The organism is Dyadobacter koreensis (genome assembly GCF_900108855.1).
Lineage (GTDB): Bacteria > Bacteroidota > Bacteroidia > Cytophagales > Spirosomataceae > Dyadobacter > Dyadobacter koreensis.
The window spans coordinates 13,357-33,699 of record NZ_FNXY01000011.1 but is presented as its reverse complement, the minus strand read 5'-3'; the positions used below and the strand labels follow the sequence as shown (position 1 = coordinate 33,699).

At 40.8% G+C, this 20,343-nt stretch carries 17 protein-coding genes; 7 read left to right on the top strand and 10 right to left on the bottom strand.

Annotation, left to right across the window (positions count from 1 at the left end):
* Window positions 1–291: 291 nt before the first annotated feature.
* A complete protein-coding gene (locus tag BMY70_RS28655) occupies window positions 292–609 on the top strand; it encodes a hypothetical protein (protein ID WP_090341566.1) in 318 nt (105 codons plus the stop codon).
* A 201-nt stretch (window positions 610–810) separates the two neighbouring features.
* Here BMY70_RS28655 and BMY70_RS28650 read toward each other — a convergent pair whose 3' ends face one another.
* The 3 genes from BMY70_RS28650 to BMY70_RS28640 all read right to left on the bottom strand — a co-directional run bounded on the left by BMY70_RS28650 (window position 811) and on the right by BMY70_RS28640 (window position 2,941).
* On the bottom strand, window positions 811–1,473 hold the full coding sequence (locus BMY70_RS28650) for an NAD-dependent epimerase/dehydratase family protein (RefSeq protein ID WP_090342007.1): 663 nt from the start codon (window positions 1,471–1,473) through the stop codon (window positions 811–813).
* 25 nt (window positions 1,474–1,498) lie between these two features.
* Window positions 1,499–2,062, bottom strand: coding sequence for a TetR/AcrR family transcriptional regulator (locus BMY70_RS28645; protein WP_090341563.1), 564 nt, complete (start codon window positions 2,060–2,062; stop codon window positions 1,499–1,501).
* An 81-nt stretch (window positions 2,063–2,143) separates the two neighbouring features.
* A complete protein-coding gene (locus BMY70_RS28640; protein ID WP_090341561.1) occupies window positions 2,144–2,941 on the bottom strand; it encodes a helix-turn-helix domain-containing protein in 798 nt (265 codons plus the stop codon).
* Between the two features lie 284 nt (window positions 2,942–3,225).
* On the opposite strand from BMY70_RS28640, the gene BMY70_RS28635 reads away from it, so the two are divergent.
* Window positions 3,226–3,858, top strand: coding sequence for a response regulator transcription factor (locus BMY70_RS28635; RefSeq protein ID WP_090341558.1), 633 nt, complete (start codon window positions 3,226–3,228; stop codon window positions 3,856–3,858).
* 62 nt (window positions 3,859–3,920) lie between these two features.
* On the opposite strand, the gene BMY70_RS28630 is transcribed toward BMY70_RS28635, so the two are convergent.
* A complete protein-coding gene (locus BMY70_RS28630; protein WP_090341556.1) occupies window positions 3,921–4,979 on the bottom strand; it encodes a sensor histidine kinase in 1,059 nt (352 codons plus the stop codon).
* Between the two features lie 144 nt (window positions 4,980–5,123).
* Here BMY70_RS28630 and BMY70_RS28625 point away from each other — a divergent pair, with 144 nt between their 5' ends.
* The 3 genes from BMY70_RS28625 to BMY70_RS28615 all read left to right on the top strand — a co-directional run bounded on the left by BMY70_RS28625 (window position 5,124) and on the right by BMY70_RS28615 (window position 7,857).
* Window positions 5,124–5,363, top strand: a complete 240-nt coding sequence (locus BMY70_RS28625; protein WP_090341554.1) for a T9SS type A sorting domain-containing protein — start codon at window positions 5,124–5,126, stop codon at window positions 5,361–5,363.
* Between the two features lie 452 nt (window positions 5,364–5,815).
* Window positions 5,816–6,439 carry a LuxR C-terminal-related transcriptional regulator gene (locus BMY70_RS28620; RefSeq protein WP_090341552.1) on the top strand — a complete coding sequence of 208 codons (624 nt, stop codon included), beginning with the start codon at window positions 5,816–5,818 and terminating at the stop codon, window positions 6,437–6,439.
* Window positions 6,440–6,795: 356 nt separating this feature from the next.
* Entirely contained in the window at window positions 6,796–7,857 is a 1,062-nt protein-coding gene (locus tag BMY70_RS28615) for a tyrosine-protein phosphatase (protein ID WP_090341550.1), read from the top strand.
* 30 nt (window positions 7,858–7,887) lie between these two features.
* Here BMY70_RS28615 and BMY70_RS28610 read toward each other — a convergent pair whose 3' ends face one another.
* The 3 genes from BMY70_RS28610 to BMY70_RS28600 all read right to left on the bottom strand — a co-directional run bounded on the left by BMY70_RS28610 (window position 7,888) and on the right by BMY70_RS28600 (window position 10,106).
* Window positions 7,888–8,805 (bottom strand): helix-turn-helix domain-containing protein, encoded by a 918-nt coding sequence (locus BMY70_RS28610; RefSeq protein WP_090341548.1) that lies wholly within the window; start codon window positions 8,803–8,805, stop codon window positions 7,888–7,890.
* A gap of 60 nt (window positions 8,806–8,865) precedes the next feature.
* Window positions 8,866–9,636, bottom strand: a complete 771-nt coding sequence (locus tag BMY70_RS28605) for an SDR family NAD(P)-dependent oxidoreductase (RefSeq protein ID WP_229209826.1) — start codon at window positions 9,634–9,636, stop codon at window positions 8,866–8,868.
* A gap of 182 nt (window positions 9,637–9,818) precedes the next feature.
* Window positions 9,819–10,106, bottom strand: coding sequence for a hypothetical protein (locus BMY70_RS28600; RefSeq protein ID WP_090341546.1), 288 nt, complete (start codon window positions 10,104–10,106; stop codon window positions 9,819–9,821).
* Between the two features lie 185 nt (window positions 10,107–10,291).
* Here BMY70_RS28600 and BMY70_RS28595 point away from each other — a divergent pair, with 185 nt between their 5' ends.
* Together BMY70_RS28595 and BMY70_RS28590 are read left to right on the top strand one after the other, a co-directional pair.
* Window positions 10,292–13,321, top strand: a complete 3,030-nt coding sequence (locus tag BMY70_RS28595; RefSeq protein WP_090341544.1) for an amidohydrolase family protein — start codon at window positions 10,292–10,294, stop codon at window positions 13,319–13,321.
* A gap of 48 nt (window positions 13,322–13,369) precedes the next feature.
* Window positions 13,370–14,698 (top strand): amidohydrolase family protein, encoded by a 1,329-nt coding sequence (locus tag BMY70_RS28590; RefSeq protein ID WP_090341541.1) that lies wholly within the window; start codon window positions 13,370–13,372, stop codon window positions 14,696–14,698.
* 133 nt (window positions 14,699–14,831) lie between these two features.
* Here BMY70_RS28590 and BMY70_RS28585 read toward each other — a convergent pair whose 3' ends face one another.
* The 3 genes from BMY70_RS28585 to BMY70_RS28575 form a co-directional block, all read right to left on the bottom strand.
* A complete protein-coding gene (locus BMY70_RS28585) occupies window positions 14,832–15,674 on the bottom strand; it encodes a CvfB family protein (protein ID WP_090341539.1) in 843 nt (280 codons plus the stop codon).
* Window positions 15,675–15,865: 191 nt separating this feature from the next.
* Window positions 15,866–17,197 carry a TolC family protein gene (locus tag BMY70_RS28580; RefSeq protein WP_090341537.1) on the bottom strand — a complete coding sequence of 444 codons (1,332 nt, stop codon included), beginning with the start codon at window positions 17,195–17,197 and terminating at the stop codon, window positions 15,866–15,868.
* A 40-nt stretch (window positions 17,198–17,237) separates the two neighbouring features.
* Window positions 17,238–20,333 carry an efflux RND transporter permease subunit gene (locus BMY70_RS28575; RefSeq protein ID WP_090341535.1) on the bottom strand — a complete coding sequence of 1,032 codons (3,096 nt, stop codon included), beginning with the start codon at window positions 20,331–20,333 and terminating at the stop codon, window positions 17,238–17,240.
* Window positions 20,334–20,343 lie beyond the last annotated feature (10 nt).

Sequence of the window (20,343 nt, the reverse complement as noted above, 5' to 3'; positions counted from 1 at the left end):
CGGTAATTTCCGTGGCATGAACTTTTTATAACTTATCCGGGAATTACCGCCATTGTTAATCCGGTAAAAGTCAGGTTTAGTCATCGCTTGCAAGCTACTAGTCTTTTTTAACCATGAAGCCACATACACATGATTACTTAAAAAATTGTAATAGTACCATTTTTGTTCAAAAGCCTACCATTCAATAATTATTATTGGCTTTTTTTCCAAACAGGTTACAACCTTTTGCCATTTTTTAGACTCTTTGTATTAGATTTGCACAAGTTTACATCTGTAAATTAAATTTTAGCTATGAAATCCTTCTTTACATCTGCGATTGCCGTTACTCTTTTTGTACTTTGCCTTGTTGAAAAGGAATCAAAAGAACGCGATTTAAAAGCGCAGCGTACCAAAACATATCTTGCTGACAGTCTTAACAGTGACGATATGATTTTATCTGAGCCTGCGTATGCCGATCTGGACAATGGCCAGCTAAATATTTCCCCTGAACAACGGCAATTTTCTGAACTGGCACTTTCTGATTCAACAGCGAAGATGTTAGAGCCTACTCCCTTTCTTGGAAAATTACCATTATTAAACAGATTGATTTCGTCAAACAATCTAAATTAATTTTATCAAATATCACTATGCATTCCAGAGCAGGGTCTGACCCTTTGCGCCGGCAGGTGATGTTTCTTTTGCAGTATTACAAATCAAGACTCCGTGTAAAATTTGGATTCGATTGATATTGGGATAATTTTAAAACATCCTGTCCGATAGCAACCGTATATTTACAGTCATGTTTTCTTGATTTTCCGAATCCGCTTCTGTCTATTCTTTTGCCAGGATGATAATATCTTTTCCTTCGATTATATTTTTATGATAACCTCTGGATACCGCATGGATCATAGCCTTACTCAATTCTTCCAGCGTACAAAAACCATTCGGATAAACCGCTCGTCCGATAGGAAATAACCAGCTGATATACTTATAAAATTTGTGGGTGTTTTTTAATCCCTTAAAACTTTTGATAAATCCTGGACGAAACGCATATACCTTCCGAAAAGATAGTTTCATCAAATCGTTTTCAGTTTTTCCTTTTACTCTGGCCCACGCTAACCGTCCCTTCTCCGAGCTATCTGTTCCTGCTCCGGAGACGTAACAAAACGTCATTCCGGTGTTTAGTTTAGTTAGCGTCTGAGCAATATTCATTGTTAAAGTATAGGTCAGTTTGTAGTATTGTTCTTCTGAAATACCGACAGAAGTCACGCCAAGGCAAAAATAGCATGCATTGTATCCTGTCAGCTGTTTTTCAATAGCAGAGACGTCGTAAAAGTCCTGATGAATTATTTCCGTTAATTTCGGATGTGTAACGCCGCATGGCTTTCTATTAATAACCAAAACAGCATCAACGGCCGGGTTTTTCAGACAAACGTGCATCACACCTTCTCCAACCATTCCGGTTACACCCGTTATTATAGCCCTAATTTTCAAATTGTTTTTCTCTTCCATGCCGATGTTATTTCGTGATCATTGTCCAAAGCAAGGCAAATGTCTCGTGGATGACTTTTTGCCTTTCCTGCTTTGGCAAATCTGCGTTGACCAGATACTGATGCGTCCCATACACATGACTCCCTAAAAGAGAACCAATTAGCTCCGGAGCCAAAGGCTTAAAGATATTGTCTTCCCGCGCCTGTTGCATAAGTCCCGCATGCAAACGTGTCTGTCTCTCCTTGTCTTCATCAGAAATTCGGGCTGCATGCGGAGAAAAATGAAACTGCTGAATAAAATGAAACTGCGGTCTGTTTTCAAGTCCCCATTCCAGCGAGGCTGTGTATATGCTTTTCATCCGCTCTTCCAGAGAATCCCCGTCGCGCTGCTGCGCTGCAAGATGAGCTGTCAAAGTCTCCTTCGTCCGATTATAAAGTGCAACGATCAGGTCGTCCTTTGTTTTGAAATAATGAAATAAAGTACCATTCGCAACACCCGCCTCTTTCGCTATTTTGCTCGTAGGCGTCCCATGAAAACCAAATTCCACAAAAAGCTTCAACGCCGCCGCCAGTATTTCCTGTTCCTTATCCATTTTTAGATTGACTGATCACTCCATAAAAATAGAATTTATATATGATCCTTCAAAATAATTTGATTAACTGATAAATTCAACTTAAATAAATGAAGGTGCCACGCCAAAACTTTTCTTAAATGCGAACGAAAAATGTGAAAGATCTTCAAAACCAACTTCGAGATATACTTCCGAAGGTTTCATCCCTTTTTCTTTGATCAGAAATTTTGCTTCTTCAAGTCTTTTCTGCTGAATCCAGCGGTTCGGGCTGCTATGAAAAATCTTTTCAAAATCCCTCTTGAACGTTGCCAGGCTTCTGCCTGTTAAATGTGCGAACTTTTTCAAGTCTACATTAAACTTATAATTCCTGACCATAAATTCTTCGAGGTCTACCTTTCCAGGTTCACTGAAATCTAATAGTACATTTTTCAATTCCGGATGGCGGGCAATCAGTAACGTTATCCCCTCTTCCATTTTAATTGAAATAAGAGACTGAGAAACAGATTCCTCTTCGTAAACAGGCAGCGAGTCAAAATAATTTTTTAATAAACGATCACTTCTTAGCTGTGTCACAGCAGGGATATTTGTGAAGTTGTTGCTTTTCACAAGATTGTTTTCCTGGCCAAAATGTTGCAACATCTCCTGTCCAAAGAAAACAGATATCGATCTGAATTCGCCTCCTTCGCCCGGATACTTCGTTGTGCGCGCAAGTGAATTTCTTTTCACAAAAAAGGATTCTCCCGCCTTGAAAGACAATTTTGTATCAGGTAGTTGAAATTCCAGTATACCAGTCTGCACATAACAGATTGAATGTGCATGCACAAAATTTTCAGTTGAACGACTTTTTGCAGTATAACACGCAAATAAAATCCGCCTTTCGTCATTACCAGTCTTATCCATCTGCTGTTTATACGTTTATTTTTTTCAGTACAAATATCAACACCTTCCAAACAACGAACTTTGTTTAAAAGCTCAAATTAATTTCGTTTTTAGCTAAATCGGCCAGATAGCAAACGCAGTAAACACATGATCTTGATCAGTTTAACAATGCCCTCCACCCCCTCTACTTATTGCCAGTATGAGTACCCGATACACCATTCCAGCCCCTATCAAAATTTTTCTACAAACGCATTATTAAATTAATATGTATTTTTATTTCCAGAAATTACAACCTCCTCAAAATTATGAACGTACTCATTATTGAAGATCATCCAATGATCAGGTCAGGTATTCAGCAACTTTTATTTCAGGCAGACTGCCAATCTGCGGTGCAGTTTGCCGGTACTTTCCCCGAAGGACTCGCTTTGCTGGCCAAAGAAGATTTCGATCTGCTGATTCTTGATATCGACATTCCGGGCGGACAGAATATCAGAATGATTGAAATGATTCGCGAAAGACAGCCGACAATTAAAATTCTTGTTCATTCAGGTTACGATGAAAACGTTTACGCTATTCCCTACTTGCAGGCAGGTGCGGACGGATTTTTATCGAAATCATCTCCGCCGGAAGATTTTTCTCTCGCATATCGTGCGCTGATGAACAAAGGCAAATATATAAGTTTCCGTGTTCAGCAAACCATTTTAACCAATATCGGGACGCATGGACAAAAACAAAAAAATCCTTTGGGCACACTTTCCAAAAAAGAAATGGTAGTAATGCACCTGCTGATTGAAGGAAAATGGACAAAGGAAATTGCTGCCATTATGGAGGTAAAAGAAAATACCGTCAGCACTTACAAAAGAAGGATCTTTGATAAACTTGAAGTTTCAGACGAAATCCAGCTGGCCAGAAAAGCAGCACTTTTAAAAGGATATTAGCAAATTGCAGCGTAGTGAAGTTTCGCAAGTCATCGCTTGCGAAATTTTGCTTTTACCTGAGATCAATTAAAAACGAGATGAAATCTTGTCTGGTCAGTTTGCGTTATGTGCAGGGAAACGCCAATCATAATAGAAACTTCCTTTACAATCAGTAATCCCAGGCCCGCTTTATTGGTCGGAGTGGCAGAATCTGGCTTGTCTTCCATCGTTGGGGCGTTGATCATATCCACGATATGCTGGGGAATACCAAAGTCGGTATTTGCAACAACCAGCTCCACTTTATGATCTTCAAAAATATCAGCATAAATTTCTATGGTACCGTTCCTGGTATATTTAGAGGCATTGTCGACAAGATTATGGATCATGATCGCGACCATCTGCAGATCACTGTTGACTTTAATTTCCTCGGGAATATTATTGATAAAAGTTGTGTTATTCACGTCCATCATGTTTCTAAACATATCCAGTTTTTCCTCCGCGAGCGGTCTGAGCCGTATATCTTCAAATTTTAACCTGTTACCATACACGTTGATCCGGAGATAGTTCAGCATGTCCCGGAGCAAAATACTCATCCGCTTCGACGAGTCTGCAATCATTTCTCCAATTTTTTCAACTTCGGGAAGTCTTCCTGCTTCAATCAGGGGTGAAATATTGGACGACGTGATACCAACAAAGTTCAGCGGCGATTGAATGTCATGGGTCATGGAGGTTAACAGCCTCGACAAGACATGAATTTTTTTGCTCATTTCTTCTCTCGAGTCTTCCAGATGACTCATCGCACGACTCAATTCGTTGGTCCTGTGCTGGACAAGCGTTTCAAGTTTCTGATTCTTCCTGATTACATTTCTCAGCCGGAAAAAGTTATACATGTAAACCACTGCGAACAGTAACAGTATAAAAAGTAAGATGGCCCACCACGTTTCATACCAAAGCGGAGCAATATTTAAATATATTTTTTTTAGCGTATATTGGTCGGTACCGAAACCATCAGCTTTTCTTATCAGGAGCACGTATTTCCCTGACTTTAAGCTTGAAAAGCGGATATCCGTTTCCTGGTCATTCACCGGAATCCAGTCGCCAGCTCCCGCCTCAGCATCTTCCGGTACTAATGCGTAGTGCATAACCAGGTTATATGGATTCCAAAATAAGATGTTTTGGGAGAAGTTGCTTTAAGCGGCGAAAGTAATGTGTTGAAAATTACTCTTTCAGCCATATTAAACCTATCCACGGACAAAATCTGTACCGTTTGAAAATGATTGACAGAGATGCAACTTTCGGTATATTCGAATCCATCAACAGACAGGCTGTTCATTCGTGATAATGGTACCGTGAAAGAAGTTGTCATCAACAATCTGAACGGAAACGCAGTTTACCGCGCATCTTCCAGTTTCGCAGCTGGTAATGGACTGATTGATGTAACCAGCCTTCCACAAGGAATGTACATCGTAAAAGTTACTCGCCAGAATGGTCTGATTTCTACATCAAAGATTGTAGTAAATAAGTAACGTTATTTATTCCAGTGGTTCTTACAGCCCGTTTCCTGGTCCAGGAAGCGGGTTTGTTTTTTATACTTCCAGGCTGCGTTTAGTACTATCCGGCTGTTGATTCTCGGGAGCTTCCCGTTAGGCCTGCTTGCTTTTGTTCTGAGCTTCGTATGCTGGTTACGCCAACAAGGCCGACACATATGGCAGACAGATCACTAATTAAAGGATCGATAAATTCTATAAATAAGACGCCGATACTCGACAAATTTATTCAGAGCTTTATTCTAGATTTGGATAAATAAAAAACACTATACACGCATAAACAACTGGCATATCGTAAACATATCCTTCTCTGACGTGTACACACACTATGAATTATTAAGGCCCGTATTATTTTCTGTTTCGTCTGTTTTTTCAACGAAACAGATTTAATTTTATGAAAATTATCTTACCCACCCAGAACATAATAAAAAATGACAAGAATACTGCTATTGATCAAAAACGAGCTTTTGAGCTTAGGTATTACCTCCTGTATCCGCGAAAATGTCGGAAACATGCAATTTTCGAGAGAGACCAATTGGGAGAACATGCAGGTAACCCTGGCAAATTCAGATTTTGACTTGCTCATTATTGACACCAATTTATCCAATTACACCAATCTGGTTGCATTGGAGAGAATACGCCGCAAACAACCTGACATCAAGATTATTGTGATCGGAGAAGAATCTGAGAAAGCCTGGTCCCTGCCCTATTTGCGAAAAGGGGTCGATGGGGTTTGCATGAAATCGATCAGCCAGGAAGAATTTTTACTAGCATACGGTTCGATCATGCGTGGTAAAAAGTACATGGACGATGTGCTCACAGAATATCTTTTAAGTGATATAACGAAGCCAAATCTGGTGGGTTCGCTGACGGTCCGGGAATCTGAAATCATGCAATTTCTGATCAAAGGCCGCCGTACGGTGGATATCGCGAAAGAGTTGAAACTTGCTGTTTCAACAATCAGCACAATTAAAAATAATATTTACAAAAAAATGAAGGTCAACAACGTCGTTGACCTGGTTGGAAAGGTTGAACTTTCTCGACCAAGAGTCTGATTGAAACGGAACACTATAATCCAAATTCAAGGATTATAGTGTTCTTCTTCACATTGATACTCTTGTATCAGTCTGGCTTAGAATGATCGGGCTCCGATTCATCTTCTTGTTCTTCCTCATCCGGAATATATAACATGATTTTTTGATTTATAGTTAGACCTAATTTCGGCTCCATAAATTATGCGCCGGAAAAACATAACCCTTATAAGAGTCTCAAAATAAGGACATTAGAAAATAAAAAATCTAAACAGCACACGCTTAACTGTTTCAAATTGATACGATTTTATCAATTTGAAAGGGAAAAGAACTCATAGGATGGTTGGTTTGTTGAATATTCCGGGGCATATATTTAATAAATGAAAATCAGACTGCTAACTTTAATTTTCCCGGCATTAGTCTTATCCTGTGCGAAACTTCCGGCTCATTATTACGAGAAAACTCTCTCGGAAGAAAACTATGTTGAAAATAGCAAGGATGATTATGTACTTCACTACAACGAAGGCTCCATTTCAAAAGTACTGGTGATTGACGGTTCCAAACAGACTATTTTAGATGCAGACAAAAATCCTGTAAAACTATCAGATCCCAATAAAAGACCGTATTTCAAAACAATATCGGGCCAGGACACTGTGACATTATACAACCGCAGGGTTGATTTTGAAGATGTTATTAATTTCAGAGATATCGGCGGTCTAAAAACGCAGGATGGACGCCAGGTTAGATGGGGTAAAATATTCCGTTCCGACAATCTGGCTGATTTAAAACCGACTGATTTCGAAAAATTTAATAACCTGAAGATTCAAACCGTTTTTGATCTGCGGACGGAAAGCGAAATAAAAGGAAAGGAAGACCAGTTGCCAAAAAATGTTCGGTATATCCAGGCTCCGACTGTGAAGGATAACGGAGACATGCTGACGCAGTTGCGTGGCAAATTGCTTCAGGGAGAAATTTCAGAAGATCAGTCCTTTCAGATGATTACCGAGCTGTATCAAAATATAGTAACCAGCGATCTGGTATCCCTCAGGGAACTTCTGCGAAATATACTGGCCTCCGACGAACCTGTTCTGTACCATTGTTCTGCCGGAAAAGACCGAACAGGTGTTGTGACCGCAGTGATTCTTTCAATTTTAGATGTGGATAGAAAAACGATTTTTGACGAATATCTGATGTCAAATTATTACAGGCGCGACAAGCTGAAGAAAATATTCCGGAAGGCTAAACTTGGAAAAATCATCAAGCCCAAAATCAATTTAAAGGTAATTGAGAATTTTATGAGCGTTGATGAGCGTTATCTCGCAGCCACATTCGATGTTATTGACACGCAATATGGTGGGATTGATTTGTTTATTAAAAACCAGTTACAAATCAGTGATCAAGATCGGGAACAGATTATTAAGAAACTGACGCAGGAAAATTAAACTTTATAATAATTTCTTTCCGTTTCAGAATTAATTAAAAGATTGCCGGAATTCAAGGGGTGAAGAGCTGGTTTTACTTTTAAATAATTTATTGAACGACTGCGGATGTTCGAAACCGAGTTTATAAGCAATCTCTGCAATGGTCAGGTTACTGGATATCAGAATTTCCTTTGCTTTTTCAATTAATCTAGCATGAATATGCTGTTGCGTAGTCTGTCCGGTTAGTTGCCTGAGCATATCACTCAAATACCTTTGCGACACACTAAGCTGACCGGAAATGTCCTGAACGGATGGCAGACCTTTGGTTAATCCATCTTCATGATTAAAATGGTCATCCAATAATTTCTCCAGTTGATTTAATAAATCATGATGTGCTGCTTGTCTGGTAATAAACTGGCGATTGTAAAACCGGTTACTATAATTCAGCAGCTGCTCGATTTGCGAAATTATGATATCCTGGCTGAAATTGTCGATCGACTGGGATAATTCATATTCGATATTTTTAAAAATCCCGATAATGATCTCCTTTTCCTTATCTGAAAGATATAATGCCTCCGACGCCGAATAAGCGAAAAATCCAAATCTTCTAATTGCAGAACCTAATGCATGACTGCGTATAAAATCGGGATGAAAAAGCAAAGTATATCCACCATAATCAGCCTCTGCAACGTTTCCCGTTATGACTTGATTCGGTGAAATAAAAGACAACCCGCCTTCATCAAAGTCGTAATAATGCTGTCCGTACCTGATCTTTCCCCGGAAATTTCTCTTATACGATATCTTGTAAAAATTAAGGATCATCCCTTTTACAAGCTCATCCGTGTTCTCTTTAATTTCTCCATAATCCACCAGGCTCACCAAAGGATGCAACGGTTTGGGCAATCCCAGATCACGGTGTAACTCGGAAATGGAATTAAAGATGACGGGCTTTACTGTGTCAGGTTTCATATACTTTCAAATAATGGTATAGGTATCCCTTAACGGAACGCCCATACCAAATTGATGGATTCAAAGAGCCGGGCTTTGGAAAGGGCTTACAAGGTTCAGGTATTTTGTTACTGTTCTTCGATGCGTTTCGGGGCCGACTGCAAGTCTTTGCGCATAAATTCTGTTGGCATCATTTCCGGCCGGATACGTCAGTTGATCTTTTCCATCGGTTGCCGCAATGTAAACTTCTTCTGCGATTATTTCAGAATCTGAAAATTCCATTAACGTGCCGTCAGCAAAACCCTCTGAAAGTCGCTTCATCAAAGGCTCGTAACTTTTATCCTCGGCTACTTTCATCACATTCATGTAATTACTTTTGATTCCTCCCGGCGCAACATTTTTTATGCCGATATTAAATTGCGCTAAATCATAAGACATGCTTTCGCTCCAACTCTGCAAAGCCCACTTGGAGGCATTGTAGATTGACGAAAGCGGATAGGATGTCAATCCGCAAAGAGAGGTTGTCGTGATAAACAATCCGTTTCTTTTCTCTTTGAAATAAGGGATGAAAGCTTTTGTCACCCATAATACTCCGAAGAAATTGGTTTCAAACTGCGCTCTGATATCTTCCTCTGAATATGTTTCCAGGGGTCCGATAAGTCCGTAACCGGCATTGTTAAAAACCACATCAATCTCTCCTAGACCAATCGCAGCTTTTACTGTTGCTTCAATTTGCTGGATATTGGTAACATCCAGGGGTAGTAAAACCACATTTTCCAACTGGTTCAGCTCTTTTTCTTTTTCAGGATTTCGCATTGTTGCAAGTACTCTCCATCCTTTTGCCTGAACAATTTGGCCGTAGCTTTTCCCAGTCCGGCCGACGCACCCGTAATCAAGATCGTTTTCATCTTTCGTTATTTAAATTGTGAATGGGATAATTCATTTGTATTGAATTAGCCTGTCACAAAGGTGCAAGGTTGTCAGAGTGCAATTGTATCCGAAATGGTAAGAGTTGTAGCCGAATCCGTATTTGCTCACAAAAGAGATTCAACCAAAAACTGCCATTCTTCTTTTAGCGAACCTTTAAAAACATCGGCTCCCGCGCGCCTGTACCAATAGCCCGCATTCCAGGTATCCCCTTCAACGCGATGCAAATAAGCATGCAGACGGTCATAAGCTTTCGTGCCTTCGCTGCTCTGAGCAATATCATGTGCCGCTTCCCAATCATTATTCGCGTCATACCAAAGTGCTTTAAGAAGTACCGGAATATCCTGCGGAGGTGCGGCCTGTGTAAGTGTTGAAGTGAATTGCTCGTACGTCATAGTAGATTTTAAAATAATTTCGGATGCAAAAAAACAAACCAATAGGGAAATTCCAAGTATGGATTGTAACCATAGCACAATAGGAAGCGATTGGGCTCAATTTTGGTCTTTTCATTGTATATTGTCTCAACAAACAAGTAGTAATCAAAAATCCCTAAGTCCAATATTTATAAATCTCCTATTCTATGATGAAACAAATATCAACGTTAGTGTTAGGACTAACCTTGACTTCATTGTGTCATGCCCAGGAAACTTTCCCGAGGAACGGCGCCTATGATGAGAGAAAAGGCCAATATGCTTTTACCAACGCGACCATCGTGGTCGATTCAAAAACGACAATTACAAACGGAACACTACTTATCGAAAACGGAACAATTCGGGAAGTGAGCAAACAGGTGAAAATTCCCGCCGGCGCAGTTGTTGTTGATTTGAAAGGAAAATACATTTATCCTTCATTGATCGATCTGGATTCTGATTATGGGATGCCGGAAGTGAAACGCGAGCCACGCGCATCCGGACGCCAAACTCCTCAGTTAGAATCAAATAAAAAAGGTGCTTTTGGATGGAATCAGGCCATTCAGCCCGAAAATGATGCAAGTGCCACTTTCGTCATCGACAATAAAAAAGGTGCGGATTTACGAAAAATCGGTTTTGGAACTGTTTTGACGCATCAGCATGACGGTATCGTTCGCGGCAATGGAGTACTCGTAACCTTGACTGACGAATCGGCAAACAAAGCGCTTTTGAACGGGAAAGCATCTGCACATTTTTCATTCAGCAAAGGAACTTCAACGCAAACATATCCTTCATCCGGTATGGGTTCCGTTGCACTTCTTCGTCAGAATTATTACGACGCCGACTGGTATGCGAAAGGTGGAAAAACGAAGGAAACCAATCTTTCACTTGAAGCTTTCAATCAAATTAAAACGTTACCTTCTTTTTTCGAAACAAACGATAAGTACAGCGCACTTCGTGCTGACAAAATTGGTGATGAATTCGGTATTCAATATATTATCAAGGGTGGTGGGGACGAATATCAGAGGCTTGATGAAATTAAAGGAACAAAAGCCACTTTGATCCTTCCGCTAAACTTCCCTTCCGCTTATGATGTGACTGACCCCTGGGATGCTGAAATGATCACCATCAATCAATTGAAACACTGGGAAATGGCTCCGTCAAATGCCTCAACGATGGCGAAAGGTGGGGTGAATTTTACTTTAACCGCTTCTGATCTGAAAAACAAAGCAGACTTTTGGGACAAAATCCGCACGGCAATCGAATACGGCTTACCAAAGGATAAAGCGCTGGAAGCTTTAACAACAACTCCTGCCAAATTAATAAAAGCCGAAGGACAGGTAGGAAGTCTGAAGGCAGGTATGCTCGCCAATTTCCTGATCACCTCAGATGACTTGTTCAGCAAAGAAAACGTGATTTACGAAAACTGGATACAGGGAAAGAAATTTATTGTCGCTCCCGTAAATGCTCCTGATTTCAGAGGAAATTATTCTTTTTCAATTAATAAAGAATCAACCGGAAAACTGGAAATTTCAGGTACACCAGACAAGCCGGAATATCAGATTATTTTAAAAGATACCGTTAAAATAAAACCGAAAGTAATTCTCTCCAATGAGCTGATCACACTTACCTATCAGCCAGAAAAGAAAAATCCCGGAACGGTTCGCTTGACGGGATGGATTAACGGAAAAAATTTATCCGGTGAAGGAATACTGCCAAATGGAAAAGCAGCAATCTGGACGGCCACATTAACGGAGAATTATAAAGCGATCGCTAAAAAAGATACTGCTTCGCTAAAAACTAAGGAAACAGGACCGATTTTGTACCCTTTTGTTGGTTTTGGTAATGAGCAACTTCCAAAATCAGAAACTGTTTTTGTGAAAAATGCTACGATCTGGACTAATGAGAAGGAGGGGATTTTGCAAAATGCCGATGTGATTATCCAAAACGGGAAAATCGCAAAAGTTGGAAAAGGATTATCAGCTCCGTCGGGCGCTCGCACGGTGGATGGGACAGGAAAACATTTAACAAACGGGATTATTGACGAACATTCGCACATTGCATTGTTTGCAATCAATGAAGGTTCGCAGTCAAGCACTGCAGAAGTGCGTATGAGCGACGTGATCAATCCGGATGACGTCAATATTTATCGCCAGCTGGCAGGTGGTGTTACCACGTCTCACTTGCTTCACGGCTCGGCCAATGCAATCGGCGGACAAAGTGCGTTGATTAAGCTGAAATGGGGAACAACTCAATCGGAAATGTTGATTCCAGAAGCAAAAACGATCAAGTTTGCTTTGGGAGAAAATGTAAAACAATCAAATTGGGGTGACGTGGCCCGCGTAAGATTCCCACAAACCAGAATGGGTGTGGAACAGGTTTATTTTGACCATTTCATCAGAGCCAAAGCGTATGCAAAAAGCTGGAAAGACTACAATAGTGCTGGTAAGAAAACTGGTTTGGAAGTTCCTCGCAAAGATCTAGAACTGGAAGCTCTGGCTGAGATTTTGGATAGCCAGCGCTTCATAACCTGCCACTCTTATGTGCAGTCCGAAATCAACATGCTGATGCATGTGGCGGATTCTTTGAATTTCAAGATCAATACATTTACACACATTTTGGAAGGTTATAAAATGGCTGACAAAATGAAGAACCGCAATATCGGCGGCTCAACTTTTGCAGACTGGTGGGCCTACAAAATGGAGGTAAAGGAAGCTATTCCATATAATGCGGCTTTGATGTATCACGAAGGAATTACGGTTGCAATCAATTCGGATGATGCTGAAATGGCGAGAAGACTTAATCAGGAAGCTGCAAAAACGGTAACTTTTGGAGGTGTTCCGGAAGAAGAAGCCTGGAAAATGGTAACATTGAATCCTGCAAAACTTCTCCACGTAGATAACCGAATGGGAAGTATCAAAGCTGGAAAAGACGCGGATCTGGTTCTTTGGAATGCACATCCATTATCCATTTATGCGCGTCCGGAATTCACGATGATTGAAGGAACCGTTTATTTTGACCGCAAAGAAGATGTTGCAAAACAAGAAAAAATGACTTTGGAACGTGAACGTTTGATTCAGAAAATGCTGAACGAAAAAGCGGATGGAAAACCTACGCAAAAGCCACAGGGAACGCAGCCAAGAATGTGGCACTGCGAAGATGTTATTGGCATTCATGCGGAACATGAGGAGGGAAAATAAGCAATCAAGTCTTGGCTCCTCCATCATTTACTTATTCAAAATTGTCTTATGAAAACAACAAAATATATAAAGCCCGTCATCTCTTTTTTTAGTCTGGCAGCTGTTTTTTGTCTTAATATTTCTGTTCAGGCTCAAAACCCGGCACCGGCAAAACCGCAGACAAAACCTACGGTATTGACTGGCGGGACAATTCACATTGGAAACGGGCAGGTTATTGAAAACGGTGTTATCTCTTTTGATAAAGGGATTATCACTCAGATAGGACCTGCTGGCTCGTCCACTTCAAGTGCCAATGCAGAAATAATTGACTTTAAAGGAAAACATATTTTCCCCGGGATTATTTCAATGAATACAACAGTCGGTATACAGGAAATCGCATCTGTTCGTGCGACACTTGATTATGCGGAAGTTGGTAATATCAACCCACATGTTCGCGCGCTGGTCGCTTACAATACAGATTCCGAGGTAATTCCAACATTACGTAACACAGGAATTTTGTTATCTCAGGCTGTGCCGCAAGGCGGAATTATTTCAGGTTCCTCCTCTGTATTTTATTCGGATGGCTGGAACTGGGAAGATGCAGTTCTGAAAAAAGACGATGGTATCTGGATAAGCTGGCCGCCGTTTTTAGCAACAAGTTTCAACTATGAAGATTTTTCGGTTTCTGTTAAAAGAAATGAAAAGCGCCAGGAAATCATCGATCTTTTCCGTTCAACATTTGCTGATGCAAAGGGTTATTACGAAACCGCCAAACCTGCAACGGTGAATGTGCGTTTGGAAGCGATGAAAGATCTGTTTAAAGGAACGGCAAATCTTTATATCCGTGCAGAATATGCAAAGGATATTATTGAATCTGTAAAATTCGCGCAGGAATTCGGCTTGAAAAAAATTGTGATTGTAGGCGGAGATCAGGCGAACAAAGTAACAGGTTTCCTTAAAGACAATAATATCTCTGTCGTTTTAAATCCTGCTCACCGTCTTCCGAACGGAACGGATGAAGATGTATATCTCCCTTATGAGATGCCTGGTATATTACACAAAGCCGGTGTGAAGGTCGCAATTACTTATGCAGAAGAATGGTGGAGAACGCGTAATATTGCATTTCTGGCAGGAACATCTTCCGGATTCAGTGATGTGACACCTGAGGAAGCCTTACAGTTTATTACAAAAAATCCAGCTGAGATAATGGGTGTCGATCAGTATGTAGGAACACTTGAAAAAGGCAAACAAGCTTCATTTGTAGTAACTACTGGCGATATGCTCGACATGCGTGGAAATGCTGTTCAGATGGCTTTCATCAAAGGAGGAAAAGTTAATCTTGACGATAAACAAAAACGTCTTTACGAAAAATACAAAGAGAAATACGGTCAAAAGTAGGATTAGTTACACAGCGTACCCGCATAGCGGACGCCGTGCTGTATATAAGAGGGCCGCAGAGAAAATGAATCTCTGTGGCCCTCTGTCTTTTGCTCCTTGCGGCAGTTCTTTAAACTCTCTTTAGCATAAAAAATCAATCTTCTCCAAGAGAATAAATTCCGTCTTCTGCAATTCTAATCAGCCCCTGTTTGTATAGTCCGCCAATTGCTTTTTTAAATACCTTTTTACTGATACCCAATTGCCGGTTAATATCTTCGGGAGCGCTGCTATCTGACAAATTCAAATATCCATTGTTCTTTTTTAAGTCATCAAGAATACGCTGAGCAGTCGGTTCCACGACATTTTCATACCCTTGTTTTTCAAGACTTATATCAAGTCTGTTCTCGTCCCGGATTTTCTTAACGTATCCTTTAAGAGATTCTCCGATAGCGATAGGTTTGAAAACTTCGTTAGCATAAATAAGTCCCTTATGGAATTGATTTACGACAACATTGTACCCAAGATCCGTTTTTTTCCAGACAATTAAATCCACTTCGTCTCCCTCTTTGACAAGCAAACGCTCGTTTTCAAGATATCGGTCTAGTTTTGTAGTGGCGATCAGGCGGGAAGTTTTTTGATCCAGATAAAGAAACACTACATACCATTCACCAATTTCCATTGGTGTGGACTGCTCTCTGAAAGGTACAAAAAGATCTTTTTCCAAACCCCAATTCAAAAATGCACCGTGTTCGGAAACATCCTTTACTTCAAGATTGGCAAACTCATTGCGTACGATTTTCGGTGTTTCCGTTGTAGCAACCGGGCGGTCCTCTGAATCGTTGTATACAAAAACCCTGATAACATCATCAATTTGCATGTCATCCGTTTTATATTTGTTTGGAAGCAGCACTTCTTCCCCTTCTACATCACCTAAAAAGAAACCTACACTGGTATCACGCAGGATTGTGAGGTTGTTATATTTTCCTATAAAAAGCATTCTTTGTCTCTAAGTTTATTGCAAAGGTAAGTCTATAAACCGGTATTTACCACCTTAATGAATCACCATCGTATAAGTTGGTCCCGCTTAAAACAATTCAACCACCTGAGAAATCTGACAAAACCCGCATTTTCTGAGGTTCTCTTAGGTTTCTTAGATGGTTGGGATATTTTCTGACTGTAAAGCAGAAACTACATTAAAGTATTTGTCAATCTTTTTAGCTCGATTTCAGATGATTTTGCAGCATAATTCAGGTTAATCAACCGATAACCCGCCTCTTCAAAACTGCGTTGTGCCTCTCTTACATCGATAATTGTGGCTTGTATTAATTGAAAGCGCTGCAAAGTAAGATCCAGTAACTGTTGGCTGAGCTTATAGTTAGCCTTCTGACTTTCAAGCTGTTCAAGTGAACGGCGGTAAGTTTGAAACATTTTTACAGCCTGTGCTGAATAGTCGCGAACCAAAACTTGTTTCTGCGTTTTCGCAGTTGAAGTATTAATTTCAGCTACTTGTTGCTGACGTTTAAAAGCACTTCCGTTGTAAATTGGTACAGCCAGAGTGATACCGGCACTTGGAGCCGTCACTCTGTTCAAAAGCGTAAAACCCGCTGTACTCTGATTTCTGATATAGTTATAGCCAAGGTTCAATCTGACCGTCGGATAACGAAGAGCTGCTGTTTCGCGCACAATCAGCTCTGCAATACGGATCTGGTTATCGGCTGCTTTGATATCTGCGTTAACTGTTATTTTATCCAGCACATTGTCAATCTGTAAACCTTGATCAACAAGAATAGTATCTTTAATTGACACCGGTGATTTGGGATCCAGCGTCAGCAATCTCAGAAATTCCGATTTGGCAACATCAACCGCAAGCTGTTGATTTATCAAAGTTTGTGTTAATGTATTAAGATCAATTTGTGCCTGAAATAAGTCTGCATTATTTGCCATTCCGGCAGCCTGACGAACCTGAATAATTTCCAGCCTCTTCTTAGATGCATCAATTGAAAATTGCACAGTATTAATGTAACCAATCTGGCGAACTACATCATAATAACTTGTCATCACCGCAGCGATAGTATTTTGAATCTGCGAATTCAAGACTTCACTGCTTTGATATTGTAATTCAGCTAAACGTTTTTTGGTTGCTACAACCCTTCTTCCGTTGTACAGAAGTATTCCGGCTGTTATGCCCGCCTGGGTGTTATTACCTTCCGCTCCCCTTCTGCTAGTTCCTCCACCAGTTTGAAGTTCCTGCCTAATATTTTGAATTTGTTCTGTATTTGAAGCCGTTGCAGCAATTAACGGCAATCCGCCAGCAACACCATAGTTATTCAATATCGTATTTGCTTCAACGTCATTTTTTGCGATTTGAATTTCCAGACTGTTTTTTAAAGCTATGGAAATCGCTTCATCCAGGGTAATATGAAGGGAATCTGTACTTTGCTGACAGATGGCCGGCGTTCCGGCCATCAACAGAAAAAATGCTATTTTAATACTGATGTTCAGGTTTGTTAGCGGGTTCATGCAAAACCAATTGACTTATGATGATTAAATGATTAAGTATCTAGGCAACAACAGCTGTCTCTTCGGCGGCTGCGGTTTGCTCTCTGTGCTTGTTGCTTTTCGGCGAAATGAATGTATAAATCGCAGGAATTACAAATAGCGTCAGAATCAATGAAAAAGTTAAACCGCCCACGATAACCACTCCAAGAGGAACCCGGCTCGTTGCGGCAGCTCCAAGGCTTAATGCAATTGGTAAAGCTCCAAATGCGGTGGCAAGGCTGGTCATCAGGATTGGACGAAGGCGTTGTGTGGCCGATTCTATTACCGCCGGAAGTCTTTGCATACCATGCTCTCGTTTCTGGTTTGCAAATTCCACGATCAGGATACCATTTTTCGTCACAAGTCCGATTAGCATAATCATACCGATCTGTGAGAAGATATTGATCGTTAATCCGAAAATATACAAGCTCAAAAGCGCACCTGCCAGTGCCAGAGGGACCGTGATCATGATAATAAAAGGATCTGTAAAACTTTCAAACTGCCCTGCCAAAACTAAATAAACCAGTAATAAAGCCAGACCGAAGGCGAAACTTGTATTCGAAGAACTTTCCTCATAATCTCGGGATGGGCCACTCAACGAAGTCTGGAATGTTTCGTCTAGAAGTCTGTTCGCGATATTTCTCATCGCGAGCACTCCGTCCCCAACCGTTTTCCCTTCAACCAGTGAAGCAGAAATCGTTGCACTTTTATATCGGTTGTAGTGATATAAAGTTGGCGGACCACTCTGTTCTTCCATTTTAACAACCGCACTAAGTGGAATATTCTGACCACGGTTATTGCGCACATATAATTTTTCAATATCGGCAGGTTTATCCCTTTCAGCGCGTTCCACCTGACCGATTACCTGATACTGCTGACCATTTCTGATAAAATAAGCCAGACGTCTTCCGCTGAATGCTCCCTGAATCGTTGCCGCAACATCGGTCGTTGAAAGTCCAAGATCTCTTGCTTTCAATCGGTCAATGGTCAGAGAGACTTCTGGCTTGTTGAATTTCAGATTTACGTCAACATTTTGAAAAACGGGATCTTTACGTGCTTCTTCCAGGAATTTCGGCATAACTTCTGTCAGCTTGGCAAAGTCAAGATTTTGAAGGATAAACTGAACCGGCAGCGCTCCGCGAGATCCAATACCTACCGCAATCGTTTGTTCTTGAACTGCGAAAATACGTGCATTATTAAATTTAGGAAGTCTCTTGTTGATTGCCATTGCAATATCATTCTGGCTTCTCTTCCGATCCTGAGCCGGAACTAATCCGATACGTCCTGAGGAAGCGTTCATACCGCCGCCGCCAAAACCCGGTGTTGAAGAGAACACAAACTGACGTTCCGGAATCGAATCGTTCAGATAATTAACAACTTCATCTGAAATACTCTGCATCTGATCAAAGCTGGTTCCTTCCGGCGCTGACATGTTCAGACGAACGCTGTTCCGGTCTTCCATTGGAGCCAATTCGCTTTGTAAATGAGTATAGGTGAAATAGATCAAACCCACACATGCAATAACCAAAACCCAGGCCATCCAGCGAACTTTGATAAAACCTTTCAGCATCCGGTTATAGCCATCCTCCATTCCGGTAAAAAATGGTTCTGTTTTGTTGTAAAACCAACCATGTCCGGCATCTTTTCTGTTCAGATAAACGTTCAGAACCGGTGTGATCGTTAAGGATACAAATGCTGAAATCAATACTGCAGACGCTACCACGATTCCAAATTCCCGAAAAAGACTACCCACGAATCCTTCAAGGAAAATTACAGGCAGGAATACTACGGCAAGCGTAAGTGACGTAGAAATTACGGCAAAGAAAATTTCCTTACTACCTTCCAGTGCTGCCTCCCGGATCGGAAGTCCTTCTTCAAGCTTTCGGAAAATATTTTCCGTTACTACGATACCATCATCCACCACAAGCCCGGTTGCAAGTACAATTCCTAAAAGCGTCAGAATGTTGATTGAAAAACCAAACATATACATGACGAAAAATGTTGCAACAAGAGAAATCGGAATATCGATAAGCGGACGAACCGCAACCAGGAAATTCCGGAAGAAGAATAAAATTACAATAACAACCAGTGCGAAGGAAATAATCAACGTTTCTTCAACCTCTTCAACCGACTGCCGAACCAAGCGAGTATTGTCAATCAGTACATTGAAAGTAATGTCCGATTTATTCGTTTTTGCTATTTCTTCCAGACGTTTGTTAAATGTGTCTGAAATTTTCACATAGTTAGCTCCCGGCTGTGGAATTACCGCTAAACCAACGGCATAAACTCCGTTATATTTCCAGCTTTGTTCTTCATTTTCAGGCCCAAGTTCAACTTTTGCAACATTGCTCAGTCGAACAATTCCGGTACTGTCGTTTTTAATGATCAGATCGCTGAACTCTTTCTCCGAAGTCAAACGCCCCATTGTACGAATGGTTAATTCGGTCTGATTTCCGTAGATTTTACCGGCTGGCAATTCCACATTTTCAGCGTTCAGCGTCGTATTGATATCGTTAAATGAAACGTTATATGCGTTCATTTTATCCGGGTCCAGCCAGATTCTCATTGCATAACGTTTCTGACCAAAAATATTGATCGCACTTACTCCGTCAATTGTTTGAAGACTTTGCTGCAAAACGTTTTCAGCATATTCACTCAGCTCCAGAAGTCCCTTTGATGGACTTTGTACAGCCAGGAGAAGAATAAAATCACTGTTCGCATCAGCCTTGCTTACAACCGGCGGCGCGTCAATATCCTGCGGTAAATTTCTTTGCGCCTGGCTAACTTTATCACGCACATCGTTTGCTGCGGCTTCAAGATCGATTTCAAGGTTAAATTCTACTGTAATGTTACTGGCGCCGATCTGGCTTGAAGAACTGATCGTTTTAATACCCGGAATACCGTTGATACTTTTTTCAAGCGGTTCCGTAATCTGGCTTTCAATAATATCTGCGTTGGCACCTGTGTAGCTCGTGCGTACATTTACGATCGGGGGGTCAATGGCGGGATAATCCCGTAATGACAAAAAGTTATAACCGACAACACCGAAAAGAATGATGAGGAGGTTCATAACCACGGCAAGTACTGGCCGGTTCAGCGATAATTCCGAAATATTCATAGGTTTGATG